Consider the following 13,073-nt stretch of genomic DNA (forward strand, 5'->3'; position numbering starts at 1 on the left):
TACTTTTGGTGCCTTTTCAAAAGTGACCCGCCGGAGGGGCGGAAAGGTGATATGGCGCCACCCGAGAAAATGGATCTGCCCACCCTCCCAATGCCAAACCCCAGGAACCCCAGGAACCCCAGGAACCCCAGGAACCCAACAAACCCACCCACCGCGAACCTCAAAAACTAAAAAGCCCTGACGTCGTCTACGTCTGGCCTGCCCCAAGTCGCGTTCAGTGGAGCCTGAATTTTCTCGGTAAGAAGATCAGAAGCAGACCGCTGCGTTGCTTTTGATTCTGCCGGAGGCGTAGGAGCTGCCGGGGTGGCGTTCCACCTTGTCCCGCGATCTACCGCGTAGCGGCAGCAAAATCAGGCGACCTAGTTGTACCTGATACACCGCATGCACCGGACTTGCTGCCGGTTCCCGCAGATCGTCCGACTGCGGCCCAGACACAAGCCACGCTCCCAGAGGATGCGGTGTCAGTTGTTGTACTGACTCAACAACCTTTCCAGCCGTGCATCCAGTCGACGCTTGATTTCGTTTTCGATGTGCGGGGCGAAGTCGTCGATGACGTCTTGCATGATCAGTCGTGCCGCCTCGCGCAGTTCGCTGTCCAGGTGCAGCAGGTCGTCCGGGTTGGGCGTGCTGGCTTGAGGTTCTGATTGCGTGGGGGAGGGGGCGACAGGCGCGGGTTGGGCGACAGGCTCGGGCGTCAGCGTCGGGATCTCCTGATCCCTCTCGTCGGCAGACACGACCTGGCCGCTGACCACGTCGAACAGCAAGGGAATCTGGCCTTCGGTGGCGACCGTGTCGGTCAGCAGCGGAGGTTGAAGCGAATCGTCGCCCAGCAACTGGCGGATCGACTCGAGGTCATCCAGCAGGTGCGCGGAGTCTTTCAGGTTTTTTGAGTTATCCATCGTGTGCTCAAAGACGCTGCAGTCGGTGATCCTGCAGAGGATAGCCCTGTTCACGGTAGAAGCGAAAACTCTCTCGAGCCGCCAGCCGGATAGCAGGGTCTTCCACCACGATCTCCGCGATGCGCGCGAATCGTTTGAAGAATTCGGGGATGCGCAGGTCGAGATTGACCAGCAGATCCTGGTGAGTACCCGGGTCGGTTCCGATGCCCAGTGCCACGGGGGCGTCGCTGTCCTCTTCTACAGGACCGTGAGGCACAAAGGTTTCGCCCTTGAAACGCCATAAGCGGGCGTCCAGCTCTTCGCGTTGCTGTGCGTCGCTGCAATGCAGGTAGACGCGATGCCCAAGGCGCCAGGCCTTGTCGGTGAGCTTGCAGGCGAAGTCCAGCCGCGCGACGGGATCGGCGCTGGGGAGAATGTAGAAATCGACTTGAGTCATGGACCTTCCAAAACGTGAAACGGACCGGGCCCTTCTTCAATGCAGAATGGGCCCAGTGCGTTTCGGAGCGTCTTACACGCCCGCGCGGTCAAGCAGGTATTGGGTCAGCAGCGGAACCGGACGCCCGGTGGCGCCTTTTTCCTTGCCGCTCAACCAAGCGGTACCGGCGATATCCAGGTGCGCCCACTCGTAGGCCTTGGTGAAGCGCGACAGGAAGCACGCAGCGGTGATGGTGCCGCCTTTCGGACCGCCGATGTTGGCGATGTCGGCGAACGGGCTGTCCAGTTGCTCCTGGTACTCATCGAACAGCGGCAGTTGCCAGGCGCGGTCGTCAGCACGTTTGCCGGCGTCCAGCACCTGATCGATCAGCGTGTCGCTGTTGCCGAGCAAACCGGTGGTATGTCCGCCCAGTGCAACGACGCAGGCGCCGGTCAGGGTTGCGATGTCGATCACGGCCTGAGGCTTGAAGCGTTCGGCATAGGTCAGCGCGTCGCACAGCACCAGACGGCCTTCGGCATCGGTGTTGAGAATCTCGACGGTCTGGCCGCTCATGGTCTTGACGATGTCGCCGGGACGGGTCGCGGTGCCGCTTGGCATGTTTTCAGCCGCAGCGACGATGCACACCAGGTTGATGGGCAGTTGCAGTTGCAACACTGCGTTCAGCGTGCCAAACACGCTGGCCGCGCCGCACATGTCGAATTTCATCTCGTCCATGTTCGCGCCCGGCTTGAGGCTGATACCGCCGGTGTCGAAGGTGATGCCCTTGCCGACCAGCACGAAAGGCTTCTCGGATTTTTTGCCATTCATGTACTGCATCACGATCAGGCGTGGCGGCTGGGCGCTGCCTTGACCCACTGCCAGGAACGAACCCATGCCCAGGTCTGCGATTTTCTTCTCGTCGAAGACTTCGACTTTCAAGCCTTTGTTTGCCTTGCCCAGTGCCTTGGCTTGCTCGCCCAGGTAAGTTGGGTGGCAGATGTTCGGTGGCATGTTGCCCAGATCGCGGGTAACGGCCATGCCAGCTGCGATGGCTTGAGCATGTTTGGCGGCGCGCTCGACTTCAGCAACGCTGGCCTTGGCGGTCAGCAGCGTGACTTTCTTCAGGGCGCGCGGATCGACCTTCTGGCTCTTGAAACGATCGAAGACATATTCGCCATCGGCCAGGGTTTCGACCAGCAGGCGAGCCTTGCCATACACGTCACGGTTTTTGACCGTCAGATGATCCAGCGCAAAGGCCGCATCGGTACCACCCAGGCTTTTCAGGGTATTGAGCACGCCGCTGACGATCTTGCGGAACTGGCGATCATTCAGTTCCGGGTCTTTACCGGTGCCCACCAGCAGGACGCGATCGGCCTTGAGGTTCGGCAGGCTGTGCAGCAGCAGGCTCTGGCCCACTTTGCCCGCCAGGTCGCCGCGCTTGAGCACAGCACTGATCGCGCCGCCGCTCAGGGTATCGACATTTTTCGCAGCATCGCTCAGCGTGCGGCCCTCACCGACGGCAACCACCAGGGTGGCGGTCTTCAAGGTTTCTGCACTGACGCTCTTAACAACCAATTCCATGTCGGGGTCCCCGAATAAACAGTGGGTTATCGCAAAATGAGTACGCGGCGCGGCGCAAGTGAAGGTGTCTCGCATCGCCATGCCAGCGGCAAGGCCCGCAGTTTGACCCTGCAAAAGGTCAGATGACAACCCCGGATAGCACCCGTTTGGCACGCTCGTATCAGCATCGGTTCAGGAACTATCCAGCGCGCGCAGTGACAGACACACCCAATCACAGGATAATGCCGCATATTTTTTTGGTGGTTCGCCGTCGCGCGCATCATGGCTGATCCATTTCCTTGTCAGGCTGCCTGAGCGTGACAACCCTGGAGTGTCTGGTTTGATTGTCTTCCGTTACCTGTCCCGAGAAGTGCTGGTTACCTTGAGCGCGGTCAGCGCCGTGCTGTTGGTAATCATCATGAGTGGCCGTTTCATCAAATACCTCGCCCAGGCCGCCTCCGGCGCACTCGATCCGGGCGTGCTGTTTCTGATCATGGGCTTTCGTCTGCCAGGGTTCCTGCAACTGATTCTGCCGCTGGGCCTGTTCCTCGGCATTTTGCTTGCGTACGGGCGCCTGTACCTCGAAAGCGAAATGACCGTGCTGGCCGCCACCGGCATGAGCCAGCAGCGTCTGCTGTGGATGACCCTGGCGCCAGCGGCGCTGGTGTCGTTGCTGGTGGCGTGGCTGAGTTTCAGCCTGGCCCCTCAGGGCGCCAATCAGTTTCAACTGCTGCTGAACAAGCAGGACGCGATGACCGAGTTCGACACGCTGGTGCCCGGTCGCTTCCAACTGCTGCGTGACGGCAGCCGGGTCACGTACACCGAAACCATGACCGACGATCGCATCAATCTGGGCGGTGTATTCATCTCTGAAAAGAAACTGGAAGAGAAGAAGGATCACGGGATCACCGTGCTGGTGGGAGAGAAGGGCAGGCAGGAAATTCGCCCTGACGGCAACCGCTATCTGATTCTGGAAAACGGTTATCGCTACGACGGCAATCCGGGACAGGCCGACTATCGCGTGATCAAGTACGACACCTACGGTGCGCTGTTGCCCAAGCCCGACATCAGCGATGAAGTCACTGACCGTGACGCGATCCCCACCAGTGAGTTGCTGAGCGGCGAGCCCTCGCTGCGTAATTCGGCCGAATTGCAATGGCGCCTGTCGCTACCGATCCTGGTCTTCATCGTCACCCTGATCGCCGTGCCACTGTCGCGCGTCAACCCGCGTCAGGGCCGGTTTCTGAAGCTGCTTCCCGCCATTCTGCTGTACATGGCGTACCTGACCATCCTGATTGCCGCGCGCAGTGCGCTGGAAAAAGGCAAGACACCCCCGTTGCTGGGCTTGTGGTGGGTGCACGCCATCTTCCTGCTGATTGGTGTGGCGTTGGTGTATTGGGAGCCGTTGCGTTTGAAGATGGCGAGTCGCCGCAGCGCGTCGGAGGTGGCTCATGGGTAAGCTCGATCGCTACATCGGCAAAAGCGTCCTCCTGGCCATTCTCGGGGTTCTGGGCGTCATTCTCGGCCTGGCGTCGTTGTTTGCGTTCATTGATGAGATGAGCGAAATCAGTGACAGCTACACACTGATGGACGCCACCAGCTTTGTGCTGATGACCGCGCCACGTCGTCTTTACGACATGCTGCCGATGGCCGCGCTCATCGGTTGCCTGATCGGCCTGGGCGCGCTAGCCAGCAGCAGCGAGCTGACCATCATGCGCGCGGCCGGTGTGTCCATCGGCCGGATCGTCTGGGCGGTCATGAAACCGATGCTGGTGTTGATGGTGGCTGGCCTGTTGATTGGCGAGTACGTCGCGCCCGTGACCGAGGCCTCGGCTCAGGCCGCTCGTTCGCTTGCTCAGGGTTCCGGAGATGCTCAGAGTGCCAGACACGGTCTGTGGCATCGCCAGGGGCAGGAGTTCATCCACATCAACACCGTACAGCCCAACGGACTGCTGTATGGCGTAACCCGATACAAGTTCGACGATCAGCGCCATATGCTCAGCGCCAGCTTTGCCAAACAGGCCAACTTCAAGACGGACTACTGGCAGCTCAAGGACGTGACCACCACGTTGTTCCATGAAGGACGGACCGACACGGTGTTCGCCCCAGAGGAGCGCTGGGACATCGCCCTGAGTCCGCAATTGCTGAGCACGGTCGTTTTGCCGCCAGAGTCGCTGTCCATGACCGGCCTTTATGGCTACGCGCGTTATCTGGCCGATCAGGGGCTGGCCAACGGTCGTTACTGGCTGGCGTTCTACACCAAGATTCTGCAACCGCTGGTGACCGTGGCGCTGGTGCTGATGGCGATCTCGTTTATCTTCGGTCCGCTGCGTTCGGTCACCTTGGGGCAGCGTGTGTTCACCGGCGTGCTGGTAGGTTTTACGTTCCGCATTGCCCAGGACCTGCTCGGCCCGTCCAGCCTGGTATTCGGCTTTTCGCCGCTGTTTGCGGTGCTCGTACCGGCGGGTGTCTGTGCTCTGGCAGGTATCTGGTTGCTGCGCCGAGCGGGCTGATCGCTGCTGGCAATGAAAGAGCCGACCTCAGGGTCGGCTTTTTTGTGGGTCATTTCTTCTGCTTCGGGATCCGCACCAACTGTGTTTCGGAATACATGTCGTGCCAGCTGCGTTTCTGCTTGTCGAACAGGCTCCAGAAGAACCCGAGCCCGACGCACAGCCACGAGGCGATGGCGACGACAAAACGCAGCAGCGCCTGCCACAGGCTGATGCCGGTCCCATCTGCGTTTTGCACCCGGATACCCCAGACCTGCATGCCCAGCGTCTGACCTGCGTGGGTCCAGAACTTGGCGAAGAAGGCGAACAGCGAAAACAGCAGGATCGTTGAGAGCAGAGGGTCGCCGTCCAGCGTGCCCGCCTCGGACAACTGGCGCAGCCTGGCTTCGCCGATAAAGGCCATCCAGATCAGCTTGTAGAGAAATGTGACGACCATCAGCAGTGCGACACACAGCAGCGCGTCATAGAAGATCGCCGCGAATCGTCGGCCCAGGCCAGCCGCAGGAAACTCGCCTTGTGGACGCAGCAGGTGTTTAGGCATGGGCAGTGCTCGTCACGGATGAGCTGGCAGTGTACGGAATCGCAGGCATAAAAAAGCCCCTGATGTCGCCATCAAGGGCTTTTGTGCGTTCAGCTATCAGGCTTCGGCGATGACTTCGTCAGCTTGCATGCCTTTCTGGCCCTGCACAGCGATGAAGGTAACTTTCTGACCTTCTTTCAGGCTCTTGAAGCCGTTGCCCTGAATAGCGCGGAAGTGGACGAACAGATCCGGACCGCTCTCTGGAGTGATAAAACCAAAACCTTTCTCGTCGTTAAACCACTTAACGGTACCGCTCTGACGTTGAGACATTTTCTTATTCCTTGAAGCATAAATTAATGACAGTCGCTTTCGCACGAAAGAGTACTGGGCTGGTTGCAGGAAGAAGAAACGTAGAGCGGGATGTAGCATTGCTTTTGGCGCTACTGCCCAGGTCACGATCCCAGCGACCTATGCAAACACAGTTGAGAAACTCTACGCTAACTCTCGCAGAAAAAACAAGCCCCGAATAAGCCCGGTTTCAGGGGGCTTCGATGCTTTTTTGAAAACTTTAACCAGCGCAGCTGAATCGATAGTTTTTACTGTTTAATCGTTTGGGCAAGTGCAATTTTTTGACAGTTTCATTGCTGTTTCGAAAGGTATCAAACTGCGGCACGGAAACAGTTTTTGCACTGTTGCAGTGCCACAGTTGTTATGACGCGATGCTTAGCCGCGGAAGTAACGTGGCGCAACGAAAGGCATTTTGCTCACCCGCATCGGGACTTTCTTGCCGCGCACGATGGCCCAGACCGGTGTATCGAGCGCCGTGAAAGCGGCATCCACGTAGCCCATGGCCAGCGGAGCGCCAAGCGTCGGACCGAAGCCGCCGCTGCAGACCGTGCCGATGACGGTGTCGTTGGCATCGACGATTTCGGCGCCTTCACGCACCGGGGTGCGTTCTTGCGGTAACAAACCCACACGCTTGCGCGCTGCACCGCTTTGGTGCTGAGCGAAGATATGTTCGGCGCCGGGGAAACCGCCGGCACGCGCGCCATCGGCACGACGTACCTTGGAGATGGCCCACAGCAAGCTCGCCTGGATCGGGGTTGTCTCAGTGTTCATGTCGTGGCCGTACAGGCAAAGGCCGGCTTCCAGGCGCAGCGAATCGCGTGCACCCAGGCCGATAGGGGCGACTTCGGGTTCAGCCAGCAGGCGGCGAGCCAGCGCTTCGGCCTGATCTGCCGGGACGGAAATCTCATAGCCGTCCTCGCCGGTGTAACCCGAGCGGCTGACGAAGCAGTCAATGCCGTCGATCTGCGTCGACGTGTAGTGCATGAAGGTCATGTTGGCGACGGTCGGTGCCAGACGAGTCAGCGCGGTCACGGCCTGCGGGCCTTGCAAGGCAAGCAGAGCACGTTCCTCGAACAGTGGCTTGATCTCGCACTGGTTGCCGATGTGTTTTTGCAGGTGGGCGAGGTCTTCGTTCTTGCAGGCGGCGTTGACCACCAGCATCAACTGATCGTTGCCCAGGTTGGCGACCATCAGGTCATCGAGAATGCCGCCTGTCTCGTTGGTGAACATGGCGTAACGTTGCATGCCCACCGGCAGGTCGATGATGTCCACAGGCACCAGGGTTTCCAGCGCCTTGGCGGCGTTCGGGCCGGTCAGAAGGATCTGGCCCATGTGCGACACATCGAACAGGCCTGCCTGTTCGCGGGTGTGCAGGTGCTCTTTCATCACACCCAGCGGGTATTGCACAGGCATGTCATAGCCCGCGAATTCAACCATCTTGGCGCCCAGTTCGCGATGCAGGGCGTTGAGCGGGGTTTTCAACAGTTCTGTGGACATCGATGACTCCTTGAATACGTTTCCATGCTCCGGCCCGAAGGGCGTGGAGCATAATGAATACAGGCTGATATCAGCACTCGATAATGTTCACGGCCAGCCCGCCACGGGCTGTTTCCTTGTATTTGCTTTTCATGTCGGCGCCGGTCTGGCGCATGGTGCGAATGACTTTGTCGAGCGAGACGAAATGCTGTCCGTCACCGCGCAGGGCCATGCGCACGGCATTGATGGCCTTGACCGAACCCATGGCGTTGCGCTCGATGCAGGGCACCTGAACCAGACCGCCAATCGGGTCGCACGTCAGCCCAAGGTTGTGTTCCATGCCGATTTCGGCGGCGTTCTCCACCTGCTGAACGTTACCGCCCAGCACCTCGCAAAGCGCACCGGCCGCCATGGAGCAGGCCACCCCGACTTCACCCTGGCAGCCGACTTCCGCGCCTGAAATCGACGCGTTCTCTTTATAAAGAATGCCGATGGCGGCAGCGGTCAGCAGAAAACGGATCACACCCTCCTCGTTGGCACCGGTGATGAAGCGCATGTAGTAGTGCAGCACCGCCGGGATGATCCCCGCCGCGCCGTTGGTGGGCGCTGTCACCACGCGCCCGCCGTTGGCGTTTTCTTCGTTGACCGCCAAGGCGTAGAGGTTGACCCAGTCCAGAACCGACAGTGCATCGCGCAGCGCCGCTTCCGGGTTTTTGCACAACTGACGGTGCAGGGCTGCAGCGCGCCGCTTGACCTTCAGGCCGCCCGGCAGAATGCCCTCATTGCGACACCCGGCCTCGACGCAGTCCTGCATGACCTGCCAGATCTTCAGCAGGCCTTCGCGGGTTTCGGCTTCGGGCCGCCACGCCGCTTCGTTCGCCAGCATGATCTGACTGATCGACAGTCCGGTGCTTGCGCAATGGGCCATCAACGCTTTGCCGGTGGTGAACGGGTAGGGCAGCGGCGTGCTGTCCTCGACGATGCGGTCGGCACCGGCCGCGTCTTCATCCACGACAAAACCGCCACCGACCGAGTAGTACTCGCGGCTGCGAATTTGCAGGCCGGCATCGTCAAAGGCACGGAAGATCATGCCATTGGGGTGATAGGCCAGTGGCTTGCGGATCATCGCCAGGTGCTGCTTTTCGATGAAGGCGATGCTGTGTTCGCCGAGCAGGTTGATGCGCCCACTGCTGCGAATACGCTGCAGGCGCTCGGCGACGTGTTCGGTGTCGACCGTGTCCGGGTGTTCGCCTTCCAGGCCCAGCAATACGGCCTTGTCGCTGCCGTGGCCTTTGCCGGTGGCGCCGAGTGAGCCGTACAGCTCGACCTTGACGCAGGCGGTGGTGGAAAGCAGTTCGTCACGGCGCAGTCCTTCGACGAACCGGGCGGCGGCGCGCATCGGGCCCACGGTGTGAGAGCTGGAGGGGCCAATGCCTATCTTGAACAGGTCGAACACGCTCAGGGACATGATTGGGCTCCGGGGAATTCTTATTATCGTGATGAATAAGTCCCTGTAGGAGCCGGCTTGCTGGCGAATGCGTCAGGTCAGACAAATTTGAGGTGTCTGTCCGAACACATTCGCCAGCAAGCCGGCTCCCACAGGGATGAGCGCTCCATGCAAACACATTGGAGCGCTCGGGACTGCGGGTTATGCGTAATCTTCGATCGACGGGCAAGCGCAGACCAGATTGCGGTCGCCGAACACGTTGTCGACGCGGCCGACCGGTGGCCAGTATTTGCCTTCGATCAGCGAAGCAACCGGGTACACCGCCTGTTCACGGCTGTACGGGTGAGTCCACTCGCCAACCAGCTCCGCCGCCGTGTGCGGGGCGTTTTTCAGCGGGTTGTCGTCTTTGTGCAGCGCGCCGCTTTCCACCGCGCGGATTTCTTCGCGGATCTTGATCATCGCGTCACAGAAGCGGTCCAGTTCTTCCCTGGATTCGCTTTCGGTCGGCTCGATCATCAGCGTGCCCGCCACCGGGAACGACATGGTCGGCGCATGGAAGCCGAAGTCGATCAGGCGCTTGGCGACGTCATCGACGCTGATGCCGCTGGTTTCTTTCAACGGACGCAGGTCGAGGATGCATTCGTGCGCCACCAGACCGCTGCTGCCGGTGTACAGCACAGGGTAGTGCTCTTCCAGGCGGCGGGAGATGTAGTTGGCGTTGAGGATCGCCAGCTGCGAGGCGCGTTTCAGGCCTTCGCCGCCCATCATGCGGATGTACATCCAGGTGATCGGCAGGATGCTTGCGCTGCCGAACGGCGCCGCGCAGACCGCGCCTTCCTTGCGCTCCATTTTGCCGTGACCCGGCAGGAATGGCGCCAGGTGGGATTTCACACCGATCGGGCCGACGCCCGGGCCACCACCGCCGTGAGGGATGCAGAAAGTCTTGTGCAGGTTCAGGTGAGAAACATCGCCACCGAACTTGCCCGGTGCGCAAAGGCCGACCATGGCGTTCATGTTGGCGCCGTCGATGTAAACCTGACCGCCGTTGTCGTGAACGATGCCGCAGATTTCGCGGATGCCTTCCTCGAACACGCCGTGGGTGGACGGGTAGGTGATCATCAGCGCGGCGAGGTGTTCGCGGTGCTCGATGGCTTTGGCGCGCAGGTCTTCGATGTCGACGTTGCCGCGCGCATCGCATGCGGTCACGACCACGCGCATGCCGGCCATATTGGCGGTCGCCGGGTTGGTGCCGTGAGCGGAGGACGGGATCAGGCAGATGTCGCGACGGTCATCGCCACGGCTCTGGTGATACGCACGAATGGCCAGCAGACCGGCGTACTCGCCTTGCGAACCGGCGTTCGGTTGCAGGGATATCGCGTCATAACCGGTAGCGGCACACAGCATTGCTTCCAGTTCATCGGTCAGTTGCTGATAACCCGCGCTTTGCTCGGCGGGGGCGAACGGGTGCAGGTTGCCGAATTCGGCCCAGGTGACCGGGATCATTTCGCTGGCGGCGTTGAGCTTCATGGTGCACGAGCCCAGCGGGATCATGGTGCGGTCCAGTGCCAGGTCCTTGTCAGCCAGGCGACGCAAGTAGCGCATCAGCTCGGTTTCGGAGTGGTAACGGTTGAAGATCGGGTGGCTGAGGATCGGCGACTGACGCTTCAGTTCGGCAGGCAGGCGAGTTTCGACGCTGGCGGCCAGCGCGGCGAAGTCAGGCACGGCCTGTCCATCGGCGGCGAACAGTGTCCACAGCGTTTCGACGTCGGCTTGCTGCGTGGTTTCGTCCAGCGACAGGCCCAGCCGTTGAGCGTCGACCTCACGCAGGTTGATCTGCTGAGCGCGTGCCTTCGCGTGCAGGTCGGCGGTCTTGGCGCCGGTGTTCAGGGTGATGCTGTCGAAGAAGAAGGCTTGCTCGACGTTCAGACCCAACTGGCTCAGGCCTTGGGCGAGGATCGCAGTCAGGTGATGCACGCGGTTGGCGATGCGGGTCAGGCCGCGTGGGCCGTGGTAAACGGCGTACATGCTGGCGATGTTGGCGAGCAGCACCTGCGCAGTGCAGATGTTGCTGGTCGCTTTCTCACGACGGATGTGTTGTTCACGGGTCTGCATGGCAAGACGCAGCGCGGTCTTGCCGAAGCGGTCGATGGACACACCGACCAGACGGCCCGGCATGTCGCGCTTGTAGGCGTCTTTGGTGGAGAAGTAAGCCGCGTGCGGCCCACCGAAGCCCAGCGGTACACCGAAGCGTTGCGCGCTGCCGATGGCGACGTCCGCGCCGAATTCGCCCGGAGGTGTCAACAGGGTCAGGGCCAACAGATCAGCGGCGACAGCCACCAGAGCATTGGCGGCGTGGAAGCGTTCAACCAGTTCGCGATAGTCGAACAGGTCGCCATTGCTCGCCGGGTATTGCAGCAGGGCGCCGAAGAACTCGCTGACCTCGGTCAACTGGCTTTCGTCCGCCACGACCACCTCGATGCCCAGCGGCTCGGCGCGGGTGCGCAGCACGTCGAGGGTCTGAGGGTGGCAATGCGCGGAGGCAAAGAATTTATGGCTACTTTTATTCTTGCTCAGGCGTTTGCAGAAGGTCATGGCTTCGGCGGCTGCGGTGGCTTCGTCCAGCAGCGAAGCGTTGGCGATCGGCAGGCCGGTCAGGTCGCTGATCAGCGTCTGGAAGTTCAGCAGCGCCTCGAGGCGGCCTTGGGAAATTTCTGGCTGGTACGGGGTGTAAGCGGTGTACCAGGCCGGGTTTTCCAGCAGGTTGCGCAAGATCGGCGCCGGCGTGTGGGTGTTGTAGTAGCCCTGGCCAATGAAGGTCTTGAACAACTGGTTCTTGCCGGCGATGGCTTTGATATCTGCCAGGGCGTCAGCTTCGCTTTGACCGGCAGACAGGCCCAGTACGCTGGTGCCTTTGATGGATTCCGGAATAACGCTGGCGCTCAGGGCTTCCAGCGAGTCAAAGCCCAAGGTCGCGAGCATGGCTTTCTCGTCATCGGCGCGTGGGCCGATGTGACGGGCGATGAACTCGTTGGCAGTGCTCAATTCAATACGGTCAGTCATTGCGCGTTCCTCAGGCTTCGGCGTTGGCTTTGATCAGGCGGTCGTAGGCGTCCTGATCCAGCAGTTGGCCGACAGCAGCGGCGTCGGAAGGGATGAAACGGAAGAACCAGCCTAGGCCCATCGGGTCTTCGTTGACCAGTTCCGGGTTGCTCTCCAACGCCGGGTTGATCTCGACGACTTCACCGTTGAGCGGCATGTAGACGCCGCTGGCCGCCTTCACCGATTCCACGGTGGCGGCTTCGGCGCCCTTGTCGTAGGTCTGAAGTTCAGGGAGTTGTACGTAAACCACGTCACCCAGTGCGTCCTGCGCGAAAGCCGTGATGCCGACCGTGACGCTGCCGTCTGCTTCGGCACGCAGCCACTCGTGATCTTCGGTAAAACGCAAATCGCTCATGAAAACTCCCCTGAATGGAAAATCGCTCGTCGAAGGCGCGAGCGTGATGGGCAGATGCATAGCAAGTTTGCGGCCAAGGTTGCGCGAGCCTTTCAAATCAAGGGTTTCAGCGAGTTGCCGGGTTTCAGAATGCGATCAGGTGTAGCGAAATCGATACGCTTTGGAGGGGTTTGAAAATTATTGCTGGATCAAGGCCTTGCGGGCCGGGGATGACAGCTTTTTGGAATGATTTCGTTACGGTGTTGCGATTTCATTCCGGTGCTGAGCGGTGTCTTTGATTCTGGCTGAAGGGCGGGGAGATGTTCCGTGACAACAAACCTGTGGGAGATTCTATGGTTCTCGGACCGGTGGTGTCAGTCCGGTTTTGAGAGTCGCAACGCCTGACAGCATGCGCCACATCCCGGATGACGCAGAGCGTCATTGAATGTGTTACCACGCGGAGCG

11 protein-coding genes are annotated in these 13,073 nt (G+C 60.4%); 2 read left to right on the forward strand and 9 right to left on the reverse strand.

Going from position 1 to position 13,073, the window contains the following annotated elements; all coding sequences use genetic code 11:
- Positions 1–461: 461 nt before the first annotated feature.
- The 3 genes from BMY73_RS27275 to BMY73_RS27285 all read right to left on the reverse strand — a co-directional run bounded on the left by BMY73_RS27275 (position 462) and on the right by BMY73_RS27285 (position 2,895).
- Positions 462–899: a DNA polymerase III subunit chi gene (locus BMY73_RS27275; protein ID WP_092411006.1), complete on the reverse strand. Its 438-nt coding sequence runs from the start codon at positions 897–899 to the stop codon at positions 462–464.
- 7 nt (positions 900–906) lie between these two features.
- Positions 907–1,335, reverse strand: coding sequence for a DNA polymerase III subunit chi (locus BMY73_RS27280; protein WP_092411008.1), 429 nt, complete (start codon positions 1,333–1,335; stop codon positions 907–909).
- 72 nt (positions 1,336–1,407) lie between these two features.
- Entirely contained in the window at positions 1,408–2,895 is a 1,488-nt protein-coding gene (locus tag BMY73_RS27285) for a leucyl aminopeptidase (RefSeq protein WP_092411010.1), read from the reverse strand.
- Positions 2,896–3,214: 319 nt separating this feature from the next.
- Here BMY73_RS27285 and lptF point away from each other — a divergent pair, with 319 nt between their 5' ends.
- On the forward strand, positions 3,215–4,333 hold the full coding sequence (gene lptF, locus BMY73_RS27290; RefSeq protein WP_062384429.1) for an LPS export ABC transporter permease LptF: 1,119 nt from the start codon (positions 3,215–3,217) through the stop codon (positions 4,331–4,333).
- Positions 4,326–5,387, forward strand: a complete 1,062-nt coding sequence (lptG, locus tag BMY73_RS27295; RefSeq protein WP_092411012.1) for an LPS export ABC transporter permease LptG — start codon at positions 4,326–4,328, stop codon at positions 5,385–5,387. The genes lptF and lptG overlap by 8 nt, the downstream gene beginning before the upstream one ends.
- A gap of 49 nt (positions 5,388–5,436) precedes the next feature.
- Here lptG and BMY73_RS27300 read toward each other — a convergent pair whose 3' ends face one another.
- From BMY73_RS27300 to gcvH, 6 genes are all read right to left on the reverse strand, one after another.
- A complete protein-coding gene (locus BMY73_RS27300; protein ID WP_092411014.1) occupies positions 5,437–5,925 on the reverse strand; it encodes an RDD family protein in 489 nt (162 codons plus the stop codon).
- A 96-nt stretch (positions 5,926–6,021) separates the two neighbouring features.
- The gene (locus BMY73_RS27305) at positions 6,022–6,234 is read right to left on the reverse strand and encodes a cold-shock protein (protein ID WP_010220199.1); all 213 of its coding nucleotides are present in this window, start codon (positions 6,232–6,234) and stop codon (positions 6,022–6,024) included.
- Between the two features lie 393 nt (positions 6,235–6,627).
- Entirely contained in the window at positions 6,628–7,749 is a 1,122-nt protein-coding gene (gene gcvT / locus BMY73_RS27310) for a glycine cleavage system aminomethyltransferase GcvT (RefSeq protein ID WP_092411016.1), read from the reverse strand.
- A gap of 70 nt (positions 7,750–7,819) precedes the next feature.
- Positions 7,820–9,196 (reverse strand): L-serine ammonia-lyase, encoded by a 1,377-nt coding sequence (locus tag BMY73_RS27315; protein ID WP_092411018.1) that lies wholly within the window; start codon positions 9,194–9,196, stop codon positions 7,820–7,822.
- A 180-nt stretch (positions 9,197–9,376) separates the two neighbouring features.
- Positions 9,377–12,235: an aminomethyl-transferring glycine dehydrogenase gene (gcvP, locus tag BMY73_RS27320; RefSeq protein ID WP_092411020.1), complete on the reverse strand. Its 2,859-nt coding sequence runs from the start codon at positions 12,233–12,235 to the stop codon at positions 9,377–9,379.
- Positions 12,236–12,245: 10 nt separating this feature from the next.
- Positions 12,246–12,629 (reverse strand): glycine cleavage system protein GcvH, encoded by a 384-nt coding sequence (gene gcvH / locus BMY73_RS27325; RefSeq protein ID WP_092411022.1) that lies wholly within the window; start codon positions 12,627–12,629, stop codon positions 12,246–12,248.
- Positions 12,630–13,073 lie beyond the last annotated feature (444 nt).

Origin of the sequence: Pseudomonas sp. NFACC02, from assembly GCF_900110765.1 — a bacterium.
In the GTDB taxonomy this organism is placed as follows: Bacteria; Pseudomonadota; Gammaproteobacteria; order Pseudomonadales; family Pseudomonadaceae; genus Aquipseudomonas.

What these genes read in the sequence shown, in the direction of transcription:
- BMY73_RS27305 (WP_010220199.1), bottom strand. Translation starts at nt 6,234, where the DNA reads ATGTCTCAACGTCAGAGCGGTACCGTTAAGTGGTTTAACGACGAGAAA.
- BMY73_RS27275 (WP_092411006.1), bottom strand. Translation starts at nt 899, where the DNA reads ATGGATAACTCAAAAAACCTGAAAGACTCCGCGCACCTGCTGGATGAC.
- BMY73_RS27285 (WP_092411010.1), bottom strand. Translation starts at nt 2,895, where the DNA reads ATGGAATTGGTTGTTAAGAGCGTCAGTGCAGAAACCTTGAAGACCGCC.
- gcvP (WP_092411020.1), bottom strand. Translation starts at nt 12,235, where the DNA reads ATGACTGACCGTATTGAATTGAGCACTGCCAACGAGTTCATCGCCCGT.
- BMY73_RS27300 (WP_092411014.1), bottom strand. Translation starts at nt 5,925, where the DNA reads ATGCCTAAACACCTGCTGCGTCCACAAGGCGAGTTTCCTGCGGCTGGC.
- BMY73_RS27280 (WP_092411008.1), bottom strand. Translation starts at nt 1,335, where the DNA reads ATGACTCAAGTCGATTTCTACATTCTCCCCAGCGCCGATCCCGTCGCG.
- gcvT (WP_092411016.1), bottom strand. Translation starts at nt 7,749, where the DNA reads ATGTCCACAGAACTGTTGAAAACCCCGCTCAACGCCCTGCATCGCGAA.
- BMY73_RS27315 (WP_092411018.1), bottom strand. Translation starts at nt 9,196, where the DNA reads ATGTCCCTGAGCGTGTTCGACCTGTTCAAGATAGGCATTGGCCCCTCC.
- gcvH (WP_092411022.1), bottom strand. Translation starts at nt 12,629, where the DNA reads ATGAGCGATTTGCGTTTTACCGAAGATCACGAGTGGCTGCGTGCCGAA.
- lptG (WP_092411012.1), top strand. Translation starts at nt 4,326, where the DNA reads ATGGGTAAGCTCGATCGCTACATCGGCAAAAGCGTCCTCCTGGCCATT.